The sequence below is a fragment of the Nitrosospira lacus genome (assembly GCF_000355765.4).
GTDB lineage: Bacteria > Pseudomonadota > Gammaproteobacteria > Burkholderiales > Nitrosomonadaceae > Nitrosospira > Nitrosospira lacus.
The window spans coordinates 1,980,447-2,002,610 of sequence record NZ_CP021106.3; the positions used below are offsets into that span (position 1 = coordinate 1,980,447).

Genomic DNA, 22,164 nt, shown 5'->3' on the forward strand with positions numbered 1-22,164 from the left:
TTTGCAAATGCCGGAACACTTCCTCCTGGGAAAGCGTGTGCCAATGTTCCGCCAGGTCTGGTTTCGTTGCGGGGATGGCAGCGTGATCAATCATCACAGAGTATTCTGTCGTCGTCTCGATACATGGGCGCGCCTCCAGGATTGCTTTCCTTTCATATACAGCGAAAATCAGGTAATCCGGCATTTGCTGAAGCTATCGGCCGGCTGATCCTTTTGCCTTACCCGATATTCATTTGGCCCGCAGGATACTGGATACTTTCGCCACGCGTATGTGCGAGGGTAAATGCGATGGTTAGCGGCCCCACGCGGCCGATCAGCATCAGCACGATAATGATGATTTGACCGGCGACGGATAAATCAGCCGTTATTCCCCGCGATAATCCCACCGTGCCGGCGGCCGACACTGCTTCAAATGCCACATCCAGAAAATTTCCGCCTTCGGTCACAGTGAGCAAGAATATGCCCGTACTGACACAAAGCAGCGAGATAACGATTATCGCCAGCGATTTCCGGATGATATCGAGCTGAATGCCGCGGCCGAACACGACAGGGCGCTCTTGTCCTCGCAAGAACGCCCAGGTCGCCAGCAATACAACAATGAACGTACTGAGCTTTATCCCCCCGGCCGTCGAGCCGCTGCCACCGCCGATGAACATCAGCCCCATGATGAAAAATGCAGTGGAAGGAAACAGCGCTCCGGTATCTAGCGTATTAAAGCCGGCGCTGCGCGGGGTAACGGCCTGAAACCAGGAGGTCCATAGTTTCGCGCCCCAGTCAGGCAGCGCCGCCAGCGTGGCGGGATTGCCGTATTCAAGTACCAGAATTACAGTCATTGCAACCAGATTGATAACCAGTGTGCCGACCAGCATCAGCTTGGTATGCAGCGCAAAGTGCCTGAAGCGTTTGTTGTCTATGATGTCGGCGATGACAACGAACCCTATTCCGCCAGAAATAAACAATAAGGAAATAACACTATTAACCAGGGGATTGTCCGCATAGGTCGTCAGGCTATCCGCCGCTAACGCAAAGCCCGCGTTATTAAATGCCGCAAGCGTATGGAAAAAACTGTAAAACAGCCCCTTGCCCCAACCCATTTCCGGCACCCACTGCAAGGCCAGAAAAACGGTGCCGAGCAATTCCATTATCGCGGTAAATCCAATCGCCCAGAGCATTATGCGCCGCACATCACCTTGTCCGGTATGATTGAACGTTTCGCGCAACGCCGCGCGGTGTTTCAGTGCCAATTGGCCACGCGTCAGGTGAATGACGATGATGCCGAATGTCATGAGTCCCAAGCCGCCGCATTGCATGAGGATCAGCAATATCCAGTGCCCGAACAAGGTAAAATATGTGCCGGTATCGACGACAACGAGTCCGGTAACGGTCGAAGCTGAAACGGCTGTGAATAGCGCCTGCATCCATGACACCGGCTGATGGCTGGCGCCCGGCAATTTCAGAAGCAAAGTGCCGATCAAAGACAGCCCGAGATAGGATAAGGCCAAGGCCTGAGGAGGCGTCAGGCCGAGTATCCATTTTTTTATTGACTGGAACAATTGCCTGCGAGAAATGTTTTTATCATCCTAAATCCGGCAGTTGGACGGGGTGAAGTGCGCGGTTTTGGGGTACAGGGAAAGGCGCAACGACGCGGAATGGTGCGACTGCGCAGGGCGGAGCAGTGCCTTCCGCAGGAAGGTGTGACCCCGAAGCGGGATGCGGGCGCTTTGGAACGCGGTCGCGGCATCCCCTGTGCTGCCCGATCCCCGCTTCGCGGGGTCCCTCGTGCGACGCTCCAGGGCGCCCCATTCCAAGGAGTTGCAACGCAGCCCTTTGCCACAAAAACTGTGCAATCCGCCTCGTAGCGGACTCACCCAAAAGGTGAGAATCAAATTCCCTACGAATCATAGTCCTCGACTGATAAATGAGCGGTCAACTGCCGGATTTAGGATCATAGATACTTGGTGATCTTGCGCAAATTGCCGAGGGTGCCCAGCAACAGAATCTTGTCGTTAAGCTTGAATTCATAGCCAGATGGCGGCGGTGCCATCAGTTGGTTCGCATGTTTGATCAGCAAACACTGAAGGTCATTCTCCCGCAGGTGCAATGCGTCCATGTTATGTCCCGCAAGCCTTTCCGATGCGCGTACCTCGACGGTAAACTGATCATTGCCGAGACTGATGTAATCCATGACTTCCGGGTAGGTCATGCTACGTGCAAGACGTAAACCCATTTCATGCTCCGGGTGCACGATATGATCGCAACCGAGTTTTTCGAGAATTTTATGATGGTTGGGATTGAGTGCCTTCGCCCATACCTTGGGCCTCGTCATTCCTTTGGCAATTAGCGTGGCGAGAATGTTGGCTTCGATATCTTCTCCGATCGCAACGACAACGCCATCGCATTCGTGCACGCCGAGATCGCGCAATATTTTCTCATCGCGCGCGTCGGCTATCACAGCCTGTGTAATTTTGTCGGCGATATCGTTGACGAGATTGGGATTGAGATCGATGCCCATAACATCATGGCCCAGGCGCGAAAGCTCAAGGGCAATGGTGGACCCAAAAACACCGAGTCCAACGACGGTATAGGTATGCTTCATGAATAAAATTGCAGTAGATGATCAAGAGGAGTGGAGAACGCGCACCCGCGACATATCTGTGATCCTGATGATGCGGTCTCAAGCTTCGCCCCGTAGTGCCGGCACAATCCCGGATTGCATTGATTTCTTCTGGCACAGGCCCGGCGGAATACGACCCGGATTTCAGCTGACCGGCAGGAGTATAATGTGCCCATACAATACCATACGGAATTCTGCGGGAGTTTGCACGCATACGCATCAGGATGCAACTCGCCCGAGGGGACGTCCTGTTCCCCGCCCCCACGGTTGACCACAACTTATCATGTCACTGGATCCATAAGCACAATGGAGGGTAACATTAAAAAAATTCTTGCCGCAACCGATCTTTCCGACTATTCCCTCCGCGCCACGACACGCGCCGCCATGTTATGTGCTGATCTGAAGTGCGATACGGTCGATCTGCTGACCGTAAAGGAGGCCGGGTTGCCCGAGGCGCTCGGCCTTGTGCTGAAAAGCACACCGGCAGCGGTAGAGTCCATACTGGTAGAACGTAGCCTGCGCGAATTGCAGCTCATCTCGGACCAGTTGCACGACAATTATGGGATTCACTGCACGACTACCGTCAGATTCGGGCAACCCGAGAAAGAAATCATTGCCCGTGCGGATGAGTTGTCCGCTGATTTGACGGTTATAGGCATGCGCGGGCGCAACTTTTTTACTGATCTGTTTATCGGTAATACTGCCGATAAATTGGCGCGCATGACCAAGATTCCTTTGCTGGTGGTAAAGAATCAGGCCACGCGTGCCTACCGCAACGTATTGGTTCCGGTCGATTTCTCCGAAAACTCGAGATGTGCCGCACGGATGGCGCTGAAAATCGCACCCGATGCTCATGTGATCTTTTTGCATGTATTTGATGTGGTGATCGAAGAGCAAATGCGATATATGAATGTTCCGGCGGATACGATCAGCCAATATGATATCAAGGCGCACGAAGATGCCAGGCGCGATTTGAATCAATTTATAGCCGATCTCCAGATCGAAAACCATTCACACTCCCGCACGGTGATTTTTGGTAATCCCGGGCACATCGTGTGTGACTATGCCAGGACGATGGAGCCGGATCTGATCGTGCTGGGAAAACATGGGCGATCCCGGTTCGAGGAATTCTTGCTTGGCAGCGTCACGCGGCATGCGATTGATCAGACTTCTTGCGATATCTTGGTGGTCACGGCTCGGCCGGGAAGTATCGAATAGCAAGCTACCCCATTGGTGGATTGCACAACTCCTGGTTTGGGCAGTTCATGTTTTATGGCTGGTTACCCGTCAATGGATCTGGAAGTGATTGATTTCCAATGCTATGAATTGCGTAAGCTGATTCCGGGTGAAGTTATTGTCCGCTACGAGTACAAGAGTACGCTTGTCGTTGAAGCTCGGACCCAGGGTAATACCTTCGATATTACCCACCGCAAGCGTCGAGCCATCCGTATTTTTCAGATCCGACAAATCCAGCAGCAAGATTTTTTTCACGGATTGGATGCTTCTGCCCGCGATGGATTCCATCCCTGAAATATCGGTGGCGTTGCGTGCATCGGCATAATAAAGCCGAACGGTGTAGCCGGTCGAGGCGTTGCCCGGCATGGCTGCGCCGCGTGTGAATGAGCGCTCGATAGTGATGAATTGGCGGTCCCCAATGGCAATAAAGTCGGTCAGCCCGTTGGTGGCAAAACCAATGAAGGACGCCGGAGCGAAGACTATGGGTCCGACATCATAAATATATTCGGCACCCGGTTTTCCGCTGGCGATGTCGAAGGCGAGAATGCGGGCACGTGAACCCGTAAAAATATTGGAGGGTGGAGAGTCCTGGATCAAGCCGTTTTCGGTGGCGGTGTATAAGGTATCGCCGTCGACCGATATCGCCAGGCTTTCGAATGCGAGATTGTTGTAAATGCCCTTGTCGCCCGGAAACAGGCCCATATTGGAGCCGCTCGGGTAGTAGCGAGCGGGTACTTCGAAATCGCGGCTATGGCTGCCATCGGGATTCATTTCGCGCACCGTAGGGTTCTGGAAATCGAAAATGCCGCGGTGTCCCTCATTGCTCCAGTAAATTTTATTGCGCGTGATATCGAAACGCAGGCCTTCCGGGTCCACCGAGTTGCGTGTGAACGCATCGCCACCGGGCCGCCGAATGGTGGTCACGGCGTGGAATGTCACGCCAGCCATGCCTGGCGTGGGGGAACGCTGAAACCGGGCAAGATCGAGAGACAGTTCATAGAAGCGCGCCGGACTGGTCTTGCTCCGGTCATCACTGATAGCCAGGTAACGATTGGTAAGGGGGTTATAATCCAAGGAGGACAAGCCGCCGACGGTGGTGCCAAGAAAGCTTGTCTTGTTGGGTACGATTTGCTGGCCGATATAGACCAAACTGAAATCGGCGGCGTAGCCATTCGCTTGAACGGGAGCGGCACAGCTTGCAGCGAGCACAACGGCAAGAATCATCCCGGACCCGGCGGCGGACCACTTGCTTTCCAGTTTGGATCCTCGATTTAGAATGACTTTTATTGCCACTGGATCTTTGCTGCCACGGGGTGGATCCAAGATTGTTTTCATGAACGGGACTTTATCAGAAGTCATTGAATGCTGCCGCGAAGTTCTTGCAAGCGGAGGAAATACGCTGCAGCGCAACCTGATACGCGTTCCGGCGCTCACTTTCGGCTCCTTCGCTTTCGCGTTTTAGAGCTTCTCATCTTCCAAGGCAGCATTGCATGCCTCTGGCAAGAGCATGGATTTCTTCAAGGATTCCCTGGGAATCATAAGCAGGTTTACCCATATTGGAATTCAGGCTATATTGATATTGCGCGTAGCGGATAGCCGTTGCCTGCTGGCGGCATCGTTGGCATTGATATTCACAGAAAATGATATATGATTAATCTATCTCATGATAGAGTCATAAAAAGGGGTTTTCGGCTGGCAATAGCCACTGCCGCGCTAATGGCAGCGGGCATGTCTGGATGTGCCAGCTTCAAGGAAGTCCGGACGTTTGCTTCACTTTCTGCGAACGCCGCCAGTTATGAGACGCTCACCAGAGACTATATAGGGGCGCTGGACAGACGCAAGCAGTATCAACCCGAAAAATTTCATGGCGATCTGGAGACGATGAAAATTCGCCGGGAGGCGCAGCGCACCAGCCTGGATTTACTCCAGCAAACTGTAGCAGACTATATGCAAGGTCTCGGCAATCTGGCCGCTGGCGATATCAGAACCTTCGACAGGTCGCTTGGCAATCTCAGCACCAGCCTCAACAACGCGACATTGCTGGACCGTAATGAGAAAGAAGCCATCGGCGCACTTTCGACTCTGCTCGCGCGCACCGTCACGACACTCTACCGGCAGCATGAAATGAAGCAGCTTATCCACGACGGCAACCAGCCGCTTCAGGATGTGATAGCGGCTGCCCGCAAGATTGTGAAGCGCGGTATCGTAGCCGATTTACAGACGGAATCCGCGCTGGCCGGGCGATACTATGATAACTTTATGCTGGCGCCGGGCAATCCCGTGGAGCCTGTCGCAATGGCGCTCGCAAAAGAAGCCAGGGTGGAAGCACTGGAGCGCGTGGACAACCGTATCCGGGGCGCGCAGCGCTACGATGCAGTGCTGGAGAAAATCGCGGGAGGCCATCAATATCTTTATGACCATAGAGATAGGGTCGGCCAGGATGATTTCGGCCGGCAGTTCAAGCCAGCTGTTGACGAGCTTCGCACCGCTTACCGGAGCTTGCTTGACGTTTCGCGGTAAAAAAGAGGGAAGGGCAGGCATGGAAAAATTGACGCCGGACGATGCTTTTGAGTTGGGCAACTTGTTTCGAGACGCTGCAATCGAGCTCGGAAACTGGCGCATCAAAAATCGGGCCAGCTTGAGCCAAAGCCAATGGGTCGAGCTCGATGAACGCGAAATCAGGCTTTTGAATGATGCGTCCGGGATATATACCAACGCGATAGGGTTGGTCCTGGCCGAGAGCCAGGCCCCGCTTGCTCGCCTGCAGTCCAGTGTAAAAAACGCAAAATCAGCCATTCGGCGCATCGTCATCTTCAAGCAAGCGCTTGATCTCGCGTCCGCGCTGATCCTCTTCGCCGGCGCCGTGATATCCGGCAATGTTGCGGGAATTCCCGCCGCGGTCGTCGCGCTGGAAGACGCCGCCGCAGCTATCGTTGAATCCTCTGATTCGGAATCATGATAATCCTAAATGCGGTAGCTGACCGCAATTTGACCCTCACCTGTTGGATGAGTCTGCTACCGGGCGGATTGCACGGTTCTTGCGGTACATGGCTGCGTTATAATGCCTTGAAATGGGGTGCCCTGGAGCGTCGCGTGAGGGGTCCGCGAAGCGGCGATCGGTCAGCGCAGAGGATGGCCGAGACCGCGCTCATGTTCCATGCATGCGGCGCCCCCATTCCGCTGCGGGGTCGCGCCTTTCTGCGGGAAGCACTGCTCCGCCCTGCGTTGCGGACGCACCATTCCGCGTCGTCGTACCTGACCCTGCACCCCGGAAACTGCACACTCCACCTCGTCCAACTACCGGATTTAGGATAATCTGAGATTGGCGACGTCATGATCCTCGCGATGACGCTCCGGCTTCTTGCTCGTTCACCAGCATGTCTTCATTACTGATTCCGGTGCCGCAATGCCGCAAATTGCGCATCCACCCATGAATAAAGGATTGATCATCATTGCCGCCGCATTTGTCATCGCCGTTACGGTGCTGGCGGGATGGTCTCTCGTGCGCCAGCAGGATAATCCAAATACATTGGAGCTTTTCGGCAATGTTGACATTCGCCAGGTTTCGCTGGCTTTCAATGGCAGTGAACGGGTTGCTGAAATGCGCGTGCAGGAAGGCGACCGGGTCGAGGCAGGACAAGTGCTGGCGACGCTCGATACACGTACCCTGGCACTACAAATCGCGCAGGCCCAGGCGCAGATTGATGTGCAGGAGCAGGTTTTGTTGCGGCTGAAGAACGGCACGCGCCCCGAAGAGGTGGATCAGGCCAGAGCTGACGTCGCTTCCGCCCAGGCTGACGCGGATCTTGCTGCGCAACAGCTTAAGCGCCTGCTGGATGTGGAAAAAACCGCTGATAAGGCGATCAGCCAACAGGATCTGGACAGTGCGCGCTCACGCCGCCAAGTCGCAGAGGCACAGCTTAAAAATCGTAAAAAAGCGCTGAGACTGGCGGTGATCGGTCCGCGGGAGGAAGACATCGCGCAGGCCGAGGCGCAACTGGATGTTTCCAAAGCTGAGCTGGCTTTGCTCAGGCACCAGATCAGCCTGGCCGAGTTGAAGGCGCCCATGAATGCCATTGTGCGCTCACGCCTGCTGGAGCCGGGAGATATGGCTTCGCCGCAACGGCCGGTCTATGCGCTGGCTATTACCGATCCGAAATGGGTCCGCGCGTATGTCACCGAAGTCGATCTGGGACGGATCAAGCCGGGCATGAGCGCACGCGTGACGACTGACAGCCATCCGGATCAGCCCATTCGGGGCCATGTCGGCTACATTTCTTCGGTGGCGGAGTTCACCCCGAAAATAGTGCAGACGGAAGAACTGCGTACCAGCCTGGTCTATGAAGTCCGTATCTTCGTTGACGATGCGGAAGATCGTCTGCGCCTGGGCATGCCCGCCACCGTTCGCATATCCCTGGATAATCATCGTGACGCCCCCGGGGCGGCACAGTGACGCATCCATCTGCGGCGGCACTGACCGCGCATGTCCTCCATAAGCGATTTCTGATCAAGGAATCCGGCCAGACGATTCACGCAGTCGCCGACATCACGCTGGCCATACAGGCAGGCACGCTTACAGCGCTGGTGGGTCCCGATGGCGCGGGTAAAACCACTTTGTTGCGGATGATGGCCGGATTGATGAAACCTGATGAAGGGCAACTTCACGTGTTGGGTATTGATGTCGCGGCCAACCCGCAGGCGATTCAGGATCGCATCAGTTATATGCCGCAGCGCTTCGGCCTGTATGAAGACCTCAGCGTGCAGGAGAATCTCGATCTCTACGCCGATCTGCATGGCGTGCCACAAGCCATGCGCCTGAAACGCTACGCACGGCTGCTGGAAATGACCAATCTGGCGCGCTTCACCGCGCGTCTTGCGGGCCAGCTGTCCGGGGGGATGAAGCAAAAATTGGGGCTGGCCTGCACATTGGTGCGTTTGCCGGAGCTCCTGCTACTGGATGAGCCAACGGTGGGCGTGGACCCGCTGTCACGCCGGGAGTTATGGGAAATCGTTCAGCAAATGATTGACGACGAGCAACTGACTGTCCTGGTCAGTACCGCCTACCTTGATGAAGCGGAACGCTGCGCCCGAGTATTCGTGTTGCATGAAGGCAAACTCGTGGCTCAGGGAAGCCCGGCGGAAATCCGCCATCATGCCCGCAGCCTATGTTTTATCGTCACGCCGCCGCAAGGTCAGCCACCGCGTTTTTTGCAGACACGCTTGCTGGACAATACTGAAAACATCATTGATGCAGTTCCGCAGGGGGGAGCCGTACGTTTCATTCGGCGCCCAGGGGGCGATCAGCGGCATCTTGATGCCTTGCTTGGCGGGGCTCCGGTTACGGCCGTCGAGGAACGCCTGGAAGACGGGTTTATGATGCTGCTGCACAAACAGTACGTTGCTGAGCCGAGGGAGACTATTGCGCTGAAGGCTGCCGTGCGGCTGAAAGCGGTTGAAGTCGAAAGCCTGGACAAAGGTAAAGATCATGCCGGTGATGTGATTATCGAGGTGCGCGACCTGGTGCGCAGGTTTGGTGATTTTACCGCGGTGGACAATATCTCGTTTTCGATCCGGCGCGGGGAGATCTTCGGTGTGCTGGGGCCGAATGGTGCGGGCAAGACGACGACCTTTCGCATGCTTTGCGGCCTTTTGCCGGCCAGCAGCGGTTTCCTTCGGGTGGCCGGCGTCGATCTGCGGCATGCGCGTGCGATCGCGCGTCGCAAGATCGGCTACGTATCGCAGAAATTTGCGCTCTATGGTGATCTTAGCGTGATGGAAAACCTGGAGTTCTTCGGCAGTGCCTATGGTTTGAGCGGAGAGCGCTTGCGCGAGCGTATCGCCGTTGTCATGCGACAGTTTGACTTGCAGGATAAAGAAAAGTCACCCAGCGGGCAGTTGCCCGGTGGTTATAAGCAGCGCCTCGCGATGGCAGTGGGGTTGCTGCATGAACCTGATATTCTGTTCCTGGACGAACCTACCAGTGGAACCGATCCGCAGAGGCGCCGCGAATTCTGGCGGCGCATTACCGCGTTATCAGAGGTAGGAACAACTATCATCATTACGACGCATTTCATGGAAGAAGCCGAGTATTGCGACCGTATCGTTATCCAGGATGCCGGGAAGCTGCTGGCACTCGGCACACCGCAGGAGGTCCGGACGCAAGCGGGCGGAAAAGACAGCCGGTTGAACATGGAAGAGGCGTTTATCAGCATCGTCGAGCAAGGCCGCCAGAGAGACAACGAAACCGCCGCAATGGAAATCAGGCCATGAGCGAAAAAACGGGAGCAGGCCAGTCAGACAAGAAAGGCGGCAAGGGATACAAAGGTTTCTGGCTGCGCCTGATCTCATTGACCCGCAAGGAAATCCGCCAGTTGCTGCGTGACAGGAGCAATCTTGCCATTGGTATCGGCCTGCCGATGGTATTGATCCTGATTTTCGGCTATGGCCTCTCGCTCGATGTCAAGAATGCGCCCATAGCGGTGGTGCTGGAAGATCCTTCGCCCTTGGCGGCCGATGTGATCGCGGGCCTCGAGCTTTCGGCGTATATCTCTCCTGTGATAGTCACTTCGATGCGCGAGGCCGAGCGCCTGATGCTGGCACGCGAGATAGATGGCATCGTGCGGATACCCAGTGATTTTTCCCGCCGCCTGACAGCGGGCAATGCACAGGTGCAACTTCTGGTGCATGGTTCCGAGGCCAGCCGCGCCCTCATTATCCGCAGCTATGTCAGCGGCGCCGTGGGTCAGTGGATGCAGCGTCAGTCAGACCGCGGAGCGGTGGCGGACACTGTCGGCCCAGGTATGGTTACGGTGATTGAACGCATGTGGTTCAACGCCGCCAATACCAGTACCTGGTATCTGGTGCCGGGGTTGATCGTGCTGATCATGACCCTGGTCGGCGCCTTCCTGACCGCAATGGTCATGGCGCGGGAGTGGGAACGCGGTACCCTTGAAGCATTGTTCGTTTCACCGGTGCGGCCCTGGGAGATTCTGCTGGCAAAAATTATTCCGTATTTCCTGGTGGGCATGCTGGGTCTGGTGCTGTGTCTGCTCGCCGCGCACTTTCTCTTCCAGGTGCCGAGGTACGGCTCGCTGGTGATACTGCTGATCAGCTCGATGCTCTATCTGTTAGTAGCGCTGGGTCTCGGACTGGTAATTTCTTCAATGACCAAAAACCAGTTCCTGGCTAGCCAGGTCGCACTGCTTGCGAGTTTCATGCCGGCGCTGATGCTCTCGGGTTTCCTGTTCGACCTGCGCAACGTACCCCTGGTTATTCGGCTTGTCGGCCACGCACTGCCGGCCACCTACTTCATGGAGCTGATCAGGACGCTGTTTCTGGCAGGCAACGTGTGGCCCCTGATTTTCAAGAACTGTGCGATTCTCGCCGGCTATGCCGTACTGCTGCTGGGACTGGCGCGGTTCGTTACCCGCAAGAAACTGGACTGAACCCAAACCTGGCAGTTGACCGCTCATTTATTTTGCTATTATTATGATAAATAACAATATCTTATGCGGTTTGACTTTCGCCTTTTGGGTGAGTCCGCTACAGGGCAGATTGCACGGTCTTTACGGCGCATGGCAGCGTTGCAATGCCTTGGAATGGGGCGCCCTGGAGCGTCGCACGAGGGCCCCCGCGAAGCAGGGATCGGGCAGCGCAGGGAATGCCGTGATCGCGTTCCAAAGCGCCCGCATCCCGCTTCGGGGTCACACCTTCCTGCGGAAGAAGGCGCTGCTCCGCCCTGCGCGGTCGCACCATTGCGCATCATTGCGCCTTGCCCCCCACCCCAAAAACCGCACACTCCGCCTCGTCCAACTGCCGGATTTAGGTTGAGCCATGCACGATTTTCTGCACCGCATTGCCAGCCTGTGCCGTAAAGAGCTGCTTGCCATTTTCAAGGATCCTGCCAACCGCGTCATACTCGTTTTTCCATCCCTGATAGAAAGTTTTCTGTTTGGTTATGCCGCAACCTATGATCTGGTGGATATACCCTATGCATTGCTCGACCAGGACCGCGGAGCCATCTCGACCGGACTGGTTGCGCGTTTGGACGGCACGGGTATATTTCATCGTGTCGCGACCCTGCAAACACCCGACGATATTGCGCGGGTAATCGACTCGCAGCAAGCGTTGATCGTGATCCAGATCGGCCCGCGGTTCGAGCAGCAGCTGAATGCGGGCGAATCTGCGCCGATACAACTGATACTCGATGCGCGCAATTCCAATACGGCCGGTTCTGCCGCCGCTTACCTCGGGCTTGTCATCGAGTCATATAACACGATACTGCGCGGCGGTGCCGGGCCGCCGCTCACCGTCGAGTGGCGCGCCTGGTACAACCCCAACCTGGAGACACGGTGGAACCTGTTGCCTGGCTTGATCGCATCCCTCAGCATGCTCCAGATGATGATGCTGTCCGCATTGTCCGTCGCCCGCGAACGTGAAAATGGTACGTTTGACCAATTGCTGGTGACGCCGTACTCGCCCATCGAGATCATGATCGGCAAGGCTATCCCGACCATCATGATCGGTATGGTGCAATCCACTATCGTGCTGTCGGTGTCGCTGTTCTGGTTCAAAATACCGATGGCCGGTTCGTTGCTGGCGCTCTATGCCGGGCTGGGGTTGTTCGCCATTGCGAGCGTCGGTATGGGGCTGGCGATCTCGGCGGTTTCGGCAAACATGCAGCAGGCCATGCTCTATACATTCGTACTGATCATGCCGCTGATTTTGCTCTCCGGGCTGGCCACGCCGGTGCGCAATATGCCTGAATTCCTCCAGATCGCCACGCTGGCCAACCCGTTGCGCTTCGCTATCGACCTGGTGCAACGTATTTATCTGGAGGGGGTAGGCTTGTTTACTCTCATTCACGATCTGATTCCCCTGCTGATCATTTCAGCTATTACGCTGCCACTGGCTGCCTGGCTGTTTCGCAATCGTCTTTTATGAATTTAGCATGGACATTCCTCCTATTGACGCGCAAGGCACGACTGAAACGCAAGAGGCCGGTTTCTTTTCCTCGGGCAGTCTGCTAGCATTTCCCCCGTCACGGTGAAGTGCAGCGAAATTGAAATGGAGACAATCAAACGGCATGATTTGGGGTGATTAAAAAGGGACGAATAAACTTTATGCTCCTGCTGTTCATCCACTTCCCAACGTAAAAATGATCTCCAAATCTAACTATACAAAATGGATAATAATTTCTGGACCGGAAACAACAATAGCATAACCATGGTTTGGCGGCATGCCAGAACAAACCGATGATGGGTTGCTAAAAGCGCGGGGAAGCATTAAAAATCATATATCAACGAGATTTCTGTAGAGAACCAGGAGGGAGAATCCATGATACATATCAAGCGGCATCACAGGATTGCGTTATTGATTACCGCGTCGTCGTGGTTGATAAGTTCAACGGTAATGGCCGATGCGGTCACTGACTGGAATCGCACGGCGGGCGATATCGTGGTCAATGCGGGAATGGGACCATTGCCCGCCGACCGGGCGCTGGCAATCGCTTCCACGGCGGTATATGAGGTGGTGAATGCCATCACCAAACGCTATCCGGCCAGTGGTTTGAAGCTGGAGCCAGCTTCCGGAGCATCAACCGATGCCGCGATTGCGGCGGCAAATCATGCCGTGCTAACGGAACTTGTGCCAGCTCAACAGACAGCCATCGCCACCGCCTACCAGGCGGCCTTGTCCAGGGTACCGGATGGGCCGGCGAAGGTGAGCGGCATTGCCGCCGGAGAAAAAGCAGCGAAGGCTGTCCTGGCAATGCGCGCCGATGACGGATTTGCGGCGGGGGAAAACTACCGGCCGCACACCAGCGCGGGCGTCTATGTCCCCACCGTAATTCCGGAGGCTCCGCACTGGGCGCGGATCAAGCCGTGGCTGATGACCGGCTCCGCGCAATTCCGCCCCGGCCCGCCCCCCAGCCTCACGAGCGAGTTGTGGGCACGTGATTATAATGAGGTCAAGGCGCTTGGCGGCAAGAACAGCACTCGCCGCACCGCTGCGCAAACTGATATCGCGCGCTTCTGGGAAGAGGTAATGCCTCCGATTTATCATGGTATCGCACGTTCCGTTGCCGATGCTCCAGGACGGGAGATTACGCAAAATGCACGCCTGTTCGCGGCATTGACGCAGGCTACGAACGATTCGCTGGTCGCCGTATTCGACGCCAAGTACCACTACAATTTCTGGCGGCCGGTTACCGCGATCCGCAACGCCGATATCGACGGTAACGATGCCACCGAACGAGATCCCTCCTGGGTACCCTTCATCGACACACCCATGCATCCCGAGTATCCCTGCGCGCATTGCATCATTTCCGGAGCCGTCGGCGCGGTGCTGCGAGCGGAAATCGGAGCAGGGCCTGCACCCGCCCTGACGACCGTCAGCCGGGCTGCCGGTGGTGTGGCGCGAAACTGGAAAACAATCGACGACTTTACCCAGGAAGTGGCCAATGCGCGCATCTATGATGGTGTTCACTACCGCAATTCCGGGGAGGTAGGCACTGCCATGGGTCAACAGATTGGCGAATTGGCAGTAACCAGGTATCTGCTGCGGGTCAAGTAGGCGGCAAGACTGTGCGCAGCCTGTTTCGGGGTGGGCTGGCGCCGTTATTCCATTTTCACTTTCGGAGGTGCGCGCATAATTCCAGCGCGGCCGGTTCCGCGACCGCTTGCATCGGGCTGGTCATCGAGTCGTATTGCACGACATCACGCGGGCGGCACAGAGCCGCTGCTCGGCGTCGAGCGGCGCCCCTAGTCCCCAATCGCACGATGGGACCCGTAGCCCGGCCAGGATAAAGAGTCTGGTCATAATCATGGAGTCTGAATGGACGTCAGCGGGAAAGTGGAAAATCAGCTAATCAAGCTCCAGGATATATCCTGCATCCTGGAAGAAGGGAGTTTCGACGACAAGCTGTTACAGCTCGCGGAAAAGACCGCCAGAATCCTGGGTGCCAAAAACTGTTCCATCATGCTTTTAAATGATGGCGAATCCGAGAATCCGCGCATGAGAGTTTGTGCCAGCTATGGTTCGCTGCCGGCAGCCGCGTACAAGGAATCCGTACGCAAGGGGGAGGGCATTGCAGGATATGTCGTTGCCACCGGAAAATCATTATTCATCGAGGATATCAATAAATCGGAGTTCGCCAATCAGGCGCGGCGCACCAATGATTCCCATAAAAGTCTGCTTTGCTCGCCAATACAAATTAACACTTGCATAGCAGGCGTGGTCAATGTCACGGGTTGCAATAACGAAGCATCCTTCAAACCGGGTGACCTGAATCTGCTTGATGTCATTGCCCTGTTCATCGGCAAATCGATTCAGACGATGCAACTTCAGAGCATACTGAATTCACGTTTCGCCCAGTTGGCGCTGATACAGGAGACCCAAAAAAAAATGAGCAATTCACTGGGAAGTGCTTTGCATAATCCGGATCAGATTGCAAAAATCATGGCAAAATCCTTCTATAAGGAAATGATCCGCCTGGGTTTCGGCTCGGGCCAAGTCATCAATGTTGCGTCGGATATCATTGCTCAGTTGAACACTCATTTGCAGCGGCACAGCAAACGTATGAAGCGGGGGCAAAAAGAGTCCCCCGATGAAACCCCATAACAATTTCAGTAATCCCTGTTTAGAGATTCCTAGGAAATCGCCACAAACCTCGCCTCTGATGGCACGCCCTGATTATCGACCACGAACAGCATATAGGACCCCGGTGGCGCGATATTGCCATGAGCGGGCGCCTGGGTTTCCAGGGTGCTGGCGGTACGGGAGCCAATCGGCAGTTTGATATATCGCTGTCCGGCATCGGTGGGGTGCGTCACCGAAATTGGTGCAATCAACACCACTGCATTGATATCCGCGGCTTGTGGCGTTTCAATCACAAAAGCGCTCGCATAGGTGACAGAGCAGGGGGCGCATTCGCTATCACCGGGCGCGCACCCAGACTTAGATAGCCGGGCGAGTAAAGCTCCACCGAATGCTGGTCGGGGTCCGTCGTGCCGGGGGCAACGCCGCCCGCTGCCAGAACTCTTCCATCCGGCAGCAGAATGCACACCGAGTGGTACTGGCGGGGAAAGTTTAGCGGGGCGCCGGGCGTCCAGGTATTCGCAGCCGGATCGTAGGTCTCTGTTTCGAGCACCGGGGTGGGTGACCATTTCTGACCATTGCTGTGACCGCCTATGATGAGTATCCTGCCCGTGGGTAGCGCCACGGCATTGACATTTGTTCGGCCGAAATTCATATCCGCGATACGCGCCCATGCCGAGCCTGCAATACCGCCGCTGAATTCAATCACTTCGGCGGTAGCATTATTGCGTGCCGTGGCGGGGCCGGACACGCCGCCTCCAAAGACATACAGGCTCGTGTGTTCCGGGCTCACGGTTGTGTCGATCATGAGGAGGCTCATGCCTTCCTGGCGGTCATAAAACTGCTGCTGCCCATAGTCGGTTGCGGAATAGTCGCGTCCTCATGTTCCATGTTTCTCATGCAGTCAAGCCGATGTTTATGATGCTCGGCATCATCCGGCGCGACAGGGCTGTAATTCGGTACCGCTTCGATTTTCAGGTAGATGTGTCTGATTTGCATGATCCCGGTCTCCTATTTGTCGTAAGCATCAAGATTAAAAATAGCAAAGATCCAGATAGATACAAGGAGGGAACAGGTGCCTTTAGCCGAAAGCTTCCGATTATGCTGATTGAGATATACTGATATACATTCTGAAAGGAGGGAAGCATGGCCGAGATTGTTCTCGTGCACGGCATTGACCAGCAGCAAAAATCCGCTGACAAACTGGAAAGCGCGTGGTTGCCCGCGCTGGCGGGCGGTGTGCGGGATGCCGGGTTTGCGGATGTGGCGGACCGGATTTGGCGCAACGCCGGAAAGCCCGGCAGCATCGAAACACGGATGGCATTCTATGGCAGCCTCTTCCTTGTGCCAGGTCAGCAGGGCGATGATCCCGCAGAATTTACATCCGAAGAGGCGCAGTTCGCACAGGTTCTGGCGCTGGAATGGCTAAAGCGCGCCGCCGGGCGAGCCTCGAAGCGGAAGGTTCGGGAAACGGGTGAGCTTGAGCTGGCTTACGTAACCAGGCAGATGGGCACGGAGCAGGGCGCGGGAAGCGTTGTCCGCGGCGCTATCGGAAGTCTGGGCAAAATCTCCTGGTTTGCACCGTTCGGCATGGGCTTTGCTGAGCGCTTCGTCAATCGCTCCCTTGCCCAGGTTACGCGATATCTCACCAACGACACCATCCGTTCCGCAGCCCTCGAATCGGTATTCAAGTTGATTGGTCCTGAAACCAAAATACTGATCGGGCATTCGCTGGGCTCCGTAATTGCTTATGAAGCGGCGCACCTGATGAATAAGCCACTTCCTTTGCTATTGACGCTGGGGTCTCCCCTTGGGCTCCAGACCATCGTTTACCAGCGCTTGCGGCCGCAGCCACCAGGTTTCCCGCCGGCTGTGCGGCGCTGGGTGAATATAGCCGACCGGGATGATTTTATTGCCGCCGAACCGGACCTTGAAGGCTTGTTCCACGCAGGAATACCCGCCAGCGCATCGTTCGAGGGCGGCTACACCGTGGACAACGGCGCCGATCCTCACAACTCGGATTTCTATCTCGGCAAGGCACAGATTGGCAGGGAAGTGGGAGAGATGTTTGGCGGCGATGCTGCAAACGCTGTGGGTTGACCAGATTCAGCTTGAGGTCAAACGATCAATCGATTCCTTGATAATGAGGGTATTCGGATGATCGGGGCCGAGTATGCGCTCCTGATCGGGGAGTAGTGCCTGGAACAGTCGCAATGCTTCACGGGCGTCTCCGCACTCGGCAGTGAGGTACGCGATGTTGCTGCGGATTATGAGCACGGCTGGATGATTGGGGCCGAATATACGCTCCTGGTCGGGGAGCAACAGCTGCAATAGCCGGAGCGCCTCCCGCGCATCGCCGTTGCGCGCGGTCGAGTAGGCGATATTGCTCCGAATTTTGAGCGTGTCCGGGTGATCCGGTCCCAGTAAGCGCTCCTGGTCGACGAGCAGTGCTTTGAACAGTCTTAGTGCTTCCTGAGAGTCCCCGCATTCGCCAGTCCAGAGGGCAATATTGTTGCGGGTGGTGAGCGTGAGCGGGTGATCGGGGCCCAGTACACGCTCTTGGTCAGGGAGCAGGGCCTCAGCCAGTCGCAGCCCTTCGCGAGCATCTCCGCACAGGGAGATTGAGTAGGCTATATTGCTGCGGGTCTTGAGCGTGTCCGGGTGATCCGGTCCCAGTATGCGCTCCTGGTCGGGGAGCAGCGCTCCGAACAGTCTCAGTGCTTCATGGGAGTCCCCGCATTCGCCAGTCCAGAAGGCAATATTGCTGCGGATCGCGAGCGTGTTCGGATGATCGAAGCCCAGCACACGCTCCTCGTCGTGGAACAGCGCTTCGGCCAGCCGCAATGCTTCGCGCGTGTCTCCGCTGTTGCCGGTCCAGAGCGCGATGTTGCTACGAGTCTTGAGCGTGTCCGGGTGATCCGGTCCCAGTATGTGCTCCTGGTCGGGCAGCAGTTCCTGGAACAACCTGAGCGCCTTGCGAGGATTTCCGCAATCCCCGGTCCAATGGGCGATATTATTGCGAATCGTGAGCGTGCCCGGATGACCCAAGCCCAGCACACGCTCCTCGTCGGTAAGCAGCGCTTCGGCCAGCCGCAATGCTTCGCGCGTGTCTCCGCTGTTACCAGTCCAGAGCGCGATGTTGCTACGAGTCTTGAGCGTATCCGGATGATCGGGTCCCAGTATGCGTTCCTGGTCGGGGAGCAGTTCCTGGAACAACCTGAGCGCCTTGCGAGGATTTCCGCAATCCCCGGTCCAATGGGCGATATTGTTGCGGATCGTGAGCGTGGCCGGGTAATCGGGTCCAGATACACGCTCCTGGTCGGGGAGCAGCGCTTCGGCCAGACACAATGCCTGGTGAACGTTTCCACACATGCCAGTCGAGTATGCGATATTGCTGCGGGTCTTGAGCGTATCCGGGTAATCGGGTCCCAGTACGCGCTCCTGGTCGGGGAGTAGCGCCTCAAATAGCCGCAGCGACTCACGCGGATCTCCGCATTCGCCGGTTAAGTGAGCGATGTTGTTGCGGACAATAAATGTAACCGGGTGATCTGAGCCAACTACCGTCTCTACTCGCATCAGCCAAAGCCGCCAGCGACGCAGGTTGTCACGAGGGATGGGCGAGATTCTTGCGGAAAGACTCGCCAAGGCACTGTCGGCCTCCCCAAGCGTCCATAAATGCTCTGCTTCACGCTCGAAGGCATAATGCTGAATGGCGTTATTCAAGTCTGTTGGGCCTGCGCCAGGAGGTGCGAGCGCCTCAATGCCGGCAATAAGGGCCTTGTGTGCGGCAATGATTTCTTGCGGGGCGCGGGCAGTAACGTAATCGACGAGCGTCTGGTGGAAAAGACCGGCATGCTCGTTCTCCGTACCTGCCGCACTTCGCACCGCGAGGCCCCGCAGCCGCACCAGCTGGTCGCGGACAAGCGCCGGGGACCTCGGGCCGCCAAGCGTTTCGCTTGCCTTGCATAGCAGCGGGAGCGGCAACAGGGGACCCGCCCCAGCGGCGGCAAGAATCTCGAGCACACGCCGGGGGCTCTCGTCCTCACTGACGCCACAACGCGAAAGCATCTCTTCATAGGCATCCCCCAGAGCGAGCCGGCCGGCGCCTATGGGTGCCTCGGGTTGTTCGTCAAGCAGATCGGCAAGCACGCGGGCCACGAGCCAGCTACCTTGGGCTGCCTGAGCAACCTCCGCCTGACGTGCTGGTGGAACACTGCGCTGTTCGAGATACTGATGGATTTTTTCATCTGGCGCGAAAGCAAGAGAATATGACGAAGCTTCCGATGGAAGTTCCGTATCTGGCCGGGCAGTAACCAGCAGGTGCACAAAGGCCAACTTGCCCAACTGATTCAGCGCCTCCATTACGGAGCCGCGCGCGCCGGTCGCGAGGCGATCAAGCGCATCCAAGACGATGCGTACCTCCGTGACCTGGGCTGGCTGTTCCAGCCGCCCCAGCCATGTGAGCGGACCGAGCAATTGCTTCTCCAGCGTATCCAGTTTTTGCTGTTCGTCGTAAGGAGTATCGCGCGCGAACGATTGCTGTGCTTCACGGAAGCCAGACACGGACCGGGCAAGCTGTTCGGTCAGGATACGTGCAAGCTCCCGTGGTGTCATTGCTTCATTAAGCAGGGCGATTGCATGTACGAAGCCGGCGGGAACAACCCCCGGCGCGGCCTTCGGCCAAGCCAGCGCCGCCGCCAGCGCCGATTTTCCCGTGCCTGCATCGCCCACCACCGCCACGCAGCGCTCCGCCTGCGAGCGCTTCACAATTTCATCCAGGGCAAGAGTAGACTGATATGCTCGTGTAAGTCGCTGGATTTCATCCGCCAGCGGCGTCTGTGCCCATGGCTCGCGAATACTGGCCGCATTCTTTGCCAGCCACAGCGTTGCGTCAGGATTATAGGCGGGGTTTTGCGCTTCCTGGTTCGGACAGCGTTTCTTAATAAGGGGACGCAGATTAACGCAGTGCAGGTGCTCGGAGGGTTCTGTGGCAACCCCGTCACGCAGCAATGCAACGAGGCTTCGGCTAAAGCAGCCATCCGCCGCCGGACGATCACCCGCGGCGGTGAGAACCTCGAATCGAAGTGTGCCCCCCAGGCCCCGCACCCAGGACTGTGCCGCGCCGAATCCGGCTTGACCCGAATAACAGGCATCGACCACCACAGCCAATCCATCCACTTGGCCCACGGCCTTCTTGTGCGCCTCCTTGATCAGGTTGGTGAGATGGACCGCCGTGTCGGAGTCAGGAGGATTTTCCGCATCTCGCGGCAGCAGGTAGAAGTCGTCATCCGCGCGCTCACCATGACCGATATAGGCAACGAATAGCGTGGCCTCATCTTTCGCCGCGCGCCAGTATGCTTTCTTGATGGCGTCTTTGGTATCCCGGACAGTGGGATCGATGAGCAATCCTTCCCCCTCGAGCGCGGAAACACATGCACCTCGCTCCGGATCGATCATCACCCGATAAAGTTCCTGCGCCGTCTGCGGCAGAAAACCAAGCTGGTTCAGGGCTTCGCATTGAGACCCAATGACCAGGATCCGGCGTTCACTCATGACATATGCATTTCTTCTGAAAAATAACCCTGTTTGTTTTTTTTGCTTCCTGAACTATAAAGAAGTGAAACTAATGTGTATAGAGGTCAGCCGTGATAAGACAGGGAGGTGAATCAAATCATGGAAACAATTCGTGAAGTGACGGAAGTCAGGCTTGCAGTCCTGGAAAGTTTTCCGCCCAAATTGCAGATTACCTCGGCGGGCAACGTGCCAACCGGGGGTTGGTCCAACCCTCGGCTGAGTCCCCTCGTCAATATCCAGGCACCCCCGGATGGAATTTACGATTTCGATTTCGCCGCCGATCCTCCGGCAAGTCCTGCGACGCAGGTGATTTCTCCCATCCATGCGGTTTATGTGTGGGACAGCTTTCCAGCAGGGGTCAAGGGAGTACGGGTAAACGCCGCACAAAATTCGGTCACGGCGTGGCTCGATGATCGTGACCGGCAACCCAACCGCTATATCCTCAGCAATTGCGGGGGCATCAAGCGTGTCGTTTTTTTCCCCAGGGCGCTGGGCCCCCTTGGGGCAGGTGAATCACTATCAGATGCCCAGCTTGAATACAATGGTTCGGAAGGCCAGTTTGTATTCCGGGGGGCAGATATCAGCCAGGAGCAAACCATTCTGGGGTCGCTCGTCTCAGTGACGCTTCAACCCAATGCCGATGCGGGTGGCCTGGATTTCGCCCTGGTGCTGCCGCCGGTTCAACTGGGAAGCCACGCACGGCAGGAGTTCGAAACCTTGGGAATCAAGATTCACAGCCGGGGGCGTGTGATAAGGCCGGCGGGTGCGGAACTTACTTACGAAGTCATGAAATTGAACGGCGTCGCGGAAGATATCCCTATACTTTGAGTAAATTAAATAGGCGCTGATGGGTACAGCGCAGTCCCGAAAGTCTGGATCTCATCGAACAGGAGGTGGTCACGCCGAGGGTGTAATCGACTACAAACGATATCATGGCATGTGATCCGGTATTCGATCGGGCAGATGTGGACTCAATCAAGTAATGTTTCACATTCATATGTGACAATATATATCGTATTTAATATCATGATTTGCAATGATAATTTCATATTAGAAGATTTAATTTTGAATTGCATATCCGTGCAATGCACAAAAATAAGGCTTCCGGTCCCATGACCGAAAAGGCGATTCAACCTGATAGGAAG

General features: G+C 56.2%; 19 protein-coding genes. 11 read left to right on the forward strand and 8 right to left on the reverse strand.

What is annotated here, in order from left to right; all coding sequences use genetic code 11:
* Window positions 1–218: 218 nt before the first annotated feature.
* Together EBAPG3_RS08870 and EBAPG3_RS08880 are read right to left on the reverse strand one after the other, a co-directional pair.
* Entirely contained in the window at window positions 219–1,553 is a 1,335-nt protein-coding gene (locus tag EBAPG3_RS08870) for a TrkH family potassium uptake protein (protein ID WP_004178547.1), read from the reverse strand.
* A 392-nt stretch (window positions 1,554–1,945) separates the two neighbouring features.
* Window positions 1,946–2,596 carry a potassium channel family protein gene (locus EBAPG3_RS08880; RefSeq protein ID WP_004178549.1) on the reverse strand — a complete coding sequence of 217 codons (651 nt, stop codon included), beginning with the start codon at window positions 2,594–2,596 and terminating at the stop codon, window positions 1,946–1,948.
* Between the two features lie 324 nt (window positions 2,597–2,920).
* Here EBAPG3_RS08880 and EBAPG3_RS08885 point away from each other — a divergent pair, with 324 nt between their 5' ends.
* The gene (locus tag EBAPG3_RS08885) at window positions 2,921–3,832 is read left to right on the forward strand and encodes a universal stress protein (RefSeq protein ID WP_004178551.1); all 912 of its coding nucleotides are present in this window, start codon (window positions 2,921–2,923) and stop codon (window positions 3,830–3,832) included.
* Window positions 3,833–3,901: 69 nt separating this feature from the next.
* On the opposite strand, the gene EBAPG3_RS08890 is transcribed toward EBAPG3_RS08885, so the two are convergent.
* Complete coding sequence (locus EBAPG3_RS08890) at window positions 3,902–5,185, reverse strand: esterase-like activity of phytase family protein (RefSeq protein WP_227869189.1); 1,284 nt, start codon at window positions 5,183–5,185, stop codon at window positions 3,902–3,904.
* Between the two features lie 312 nt (window positions 5,186–5,497).
* Here EBAPG3_RS08890 and EBAPG3_RS08895 point away from each other — a divergent pair, with 312 nt between their 5' ends.
* From EBAPG3_RS08895 to EBAPG3_RS08920, 5 genes are all read left to right on the forward strand, one after another.
* Window positions 5,498–6,370, forward strand: a complete 873-nt coding sequence (locus EBAPG3_RS08895) for a hypothetical protein (protein WP_151898909.1) — start codon at window positions 5,498–5,500, stop codon at window positions 6,368–6,370.
* A gap of 19 nt (window positions 6,371–6,389) precedes the next feature.
* On the forward strand, window positions 6,390–6,809 hold the full coding sequence (locus EBAPG3_RS08900) for a hypothetical protein (RefSeq protein WP_004178562.1): 420 nt from the start codon (window positions 6,390–6,392) through the stop codon (window positions 6,807–6,809).
* Window positions 6,810–7,256: 447 nt separating this feature from the next.
* Window positions 7,257–8,303, forward strand: a complete 1,047-nt coding sequence (locus tag EBAPG3_RS08910; RefSeq protein WP_004178565.1) for an HlyD family secretion protein — start codon at window positions 7,257–7,259, stop codon at window positions 8,301–8,303.
* Window positions 8,300–10,120 carry an ATP-binding cassette domain-containing protein gene (locus tag EBAPG3_RS08915; RefSeq protein WP_004178567.1) on the forward strand — a complete coding sequence of 607 codons (1,821 nt, stop codon included), beginning with the start codon at window positions 8,300–8,302 and terminating at the stop codon, window positions 10,118–10,120. The genes EBAPG3_RS08910 and EBAPG3_RS08915 overlap by 4 nt, the downstream gene beginning before the upstream one ends.
* On the forward strand, window positions 10,117–11,295 hold the full coding sequence (locus EBAPG3_RS08920; protein WP_004178572.1) for an ABC transporter permease: 1,179 nt from the start codon (window positions 10,117–10,119) through the stop codon (window positions 11,293–11,295). The genes EBAPG3_RS08915 and EBAPG3_RS08920 overlap by 4 nt, the downstream gene beginning before the upstream one ends.
* Before the next feature lie 97 nt (window positions 11,296–11,392).
* On the opposite strand, the gene EBAPG3_RS15180 is transcribed toward EBAPG3_RS08920, so the two are convergent.
* Complete coding sequence (locus EBAPG3_RS15180; protein WP_004178575.1) at window positions 11,393–11,605, reverse strand: hypothetical protein; 213 nt, start codon at window positions 11,603–11,605, stop codon at window positions 11,393–11,395.
* A 78-nt stretch (window positions 11,606–11,683) separates the two neighbouring features.
* On the opposite strand from EBAPG3_RS15180, the gene EBAPG3_RS08930 reads away from it, so the two are divergent.
* From EBAPG3_RS08930 to EBAPG3_RS08940, 3 genes are all read left to right on the forward strand, one after another.
* Window positions 11,684–12,793, forward strand: a complete 1,110-nt coding sequence (locus tag EBAPG3_RS08930) for an ABC transporter permease (RefSeq protein ID WP_004178577.1) — start codon at window positions 11,684–11,686, stop codon at window positions 12,791–12,793.
* Between the two features lie 393 nt (window positions 12,794–13,186).
* A complete protein-coding gene (locus EBAPG3_RS08935) occupies window positions 13,187–14,422 on the forward strand; it encodes a vanadium-dependent haloperoxidase (protein WP_004178578.1) in 1,236 nt (411 codons plus the stop codon).
* A 261-nt stretch (window positions 14,423–14,683) separates the two neighbouring features.
* Window positions 14,684–15,469, forward strand: a complete 786-nt coding sequence (locus EBAPG3_RS08940) for a GAF domain-containing protein (RefSeq protein WP_004178580.1) — start codon at window positions 14,684–14,686, stop codon at window positions 15,467–15,469.
* A 29-nt stretch (window positions 15,470–15,498) separates the two neighbouring features.
* Here EBAPG3_RS08940 and EBAPG3_RS15185 read toward each other — a convergent pair whose 3' ends face one another.
* The 3 genes from EBAPG3_RS15185 to EBAPG3_RS15005 are packed head-to-tail and all read right to left on the reverse strand — an operon-like array spanning window position 15,499 to window position 16,444.
* On the reverse strand, window positions 15,499–15,741 hold the full coding sequence (locus tag EBAPG3_RS15185; protein ID WP_004178582.1) for a galactose oxidase early set domain-containing protein: 243 nt from the start codon (window positions 15,739–15,741) through the stop codon (window positions 15,499–15,501).
* Window positions 15,738–16,253: a Kelch repeat-containing protein gene (locus EBAPG3_RS15190; RefSeq protein ID WP_004178583.1), complete on the reverse strand. Its 516-nt coding sequence runs from the start codon at window positions 16,251–16,253 to the stop codon at window positions 15,738–15,740. The genes EBAPG3_RS15185 and EBAPG3_RS15190 overlap by 4 nt, the downstream gene beginning before the upstream one ends.
* An 8-nt stretch (window positions 16,254–16,261) precedes the next feature.
* Complete coding sequence (locus tag EBAPG3_RS15005; RefSeq protein WP_004178585.1) at window positions 16,262–16,444, reverse strand: hypothetical protein; 183 nt, start codon at window positions 16,442–16,444, stop codon at window positions 16,262–16,264.
* Between the two features lie 147 nt (window positions 16,445–16,591).
* On the opposite strand from EBAPG3_RS15005, the gene EBAPG3_RS08955 reads away from it, so the two are divergent.
* Window positions 16,592–17,545, forward strand: coding sequence for an alpha/beta hydrolase family protein (locus EBAPG3_RS08955; protein WP_004178587.1), 954 nt, complete (start codon window positions 16,592–16,594; stop codon window positions 17,543–17,545).
* A 6-nt stretch (window positions 17,546–17,551) separates the two neighbouring features.
* Here EBAPG3_RS08955 and EBAPG3_RS08960 read toward each other — a convergent pair whose 3' ends face one another.
* Window positions 17,552–20,998 (reverse strand): tetratricopeptide repeat protein, encoded by a 3,447-nt coding sequence (locus EBAPG3_RS08960; RefSeq protein WP_085922000.1) that lies wholly within the window; start codon window positions 20,996–20,998, stop codon window positions 17,552–17,554.
* A 120-nt stretch (window positions 20,999–21,118) separates the two neighbouring features.
* Between EBAPG3_RS08960 and EBAPG3_RS08965 the strand changes: the two genes are divergently transcribed.
* Window positions 21,119–21,847 carry a hypothetical protein gene (locus tag EBAPG3_RS08965; protein WP_004176626.1) on the forward strand — a complete coding sequence of 243 codons (729 nt, stop codon included), beginning with the start codon at window positions 21,119–21,121 and terminating at the stop codon, window positions 21,845–21,847.
* The last annotated feature ends 317 nt before the right edge of the window (window positions 21,848–22,164 follow it).

Coding starts and splice junctions, on each gene's coding strand:
- EBAPG3_RS08885 (WP_004178551.1), top strand. CDS start 2,921: ATGGAGGGTAACATTAAAAAAATTCTTGCCGCAACCGATCTTTCCGAC.
- EBAPG3_RS08940 (WP_004178580.1), top strand. CDS start 14,684: ATGGACGTCAGCGGGAAAGTGGAAAATCAGCTAATCAAGCTCCAGGAT.
- EBAPG3_RS08910 (WP_004178565.1), top strand. CDS start 7,257: ATGCCGCAAATTGCGCATCCACCCATGAATAAAGGATTGATCATCATT.
- EBAPG3_RS08920 (WP_004178572.1), top strand. CDS start 10,117: ATGAGCGAAAAAACGGGAGCAGGCCAGTCAGACAAGAAAGGCGGCAAG.
- EBAPG3_RS08930 (WP_004178577.1), top strand. CDS start 11,684: ATGCACGATTTTCTGCACCGCATTGCCAGCCTGTGCCGTAAAGAGCTG.
- EBAPG3_RS15180 (WP_004178575.1), bottom strand. CDS start 11,605: ATGGTGCGACCGCGCAGGGCGGAGCAGCGCCTTCTTCCGCAGGAAGGT.
- EBAPG3_RS08935 (WP_004178578.1), top strand. CDS start 13,187: ATGATACATATCAAGCGGCATCACAGGATTGCGTTATTGATTACCGCG.
- EBAPG3_RS08900 (WP_004178562.1), top strand. CDS start 6,390: ATGGAAAAATTGACGCCGGACGATGCTTTTGAGTTGGGCAACTTGTTT.
- EBAPG3_RS15190 (WP_004178583.1), bottom strand. CDS start 16,253: ATGATCGACACAACCGTGAGCCCGGAACACACGAGCCTGTATGTCTTT.
- EBAPG3_RS08960 (WP_085922000.1), bottom strand. CDS start 20,998: ATGAGTGAACGCCGGATCCTGGTCATTGGGTCTCAATGCGAAGCCCTG.
- EBAPG3_RS08895 (WP_151898909.1), top strand. CDS start 5,498: ATGATTAATCTATCTCATGATAGAGTCATAAAAAGGGGTTTTCGGCTG.
- EBAPG3_RS08880 (WP_004178549.1), bottom strand. CDS start 2,596: ATGAAGCATACCTATACCGTCGTTGGACTCGGTGTTTTTGGGTCCACC.
- EBAPG3_RS08890 (WP_227869189.1), bottom strand. CDS start 5,185: ATGAAAACAATCTTGGATCCACCCCGTGGCAGCAAAGATCCAGTGGCA.
- EBAPG3_RS08965 (WP_004176626.1), top strand. CDS start 21,119: ATGGAAACAATTCGTGAAGTGACGGAAGTCAGGCTTGCAGTCCTGGAA.
- EBAPG3_RS08955 (WP_004178587.1), top strand. CDS start 16,592: ATGGCCGAGATTGTTCTCGTGCACGGCATTGACCAGCAGCAAAAATCC.
- EBAPG3_RS15005 (WP_004178585.1), bottom strand. CDS start 16,444: ATGCAAATCAGACACATCTACCTGAAAATCGAAGCGGTACCGAATTAC.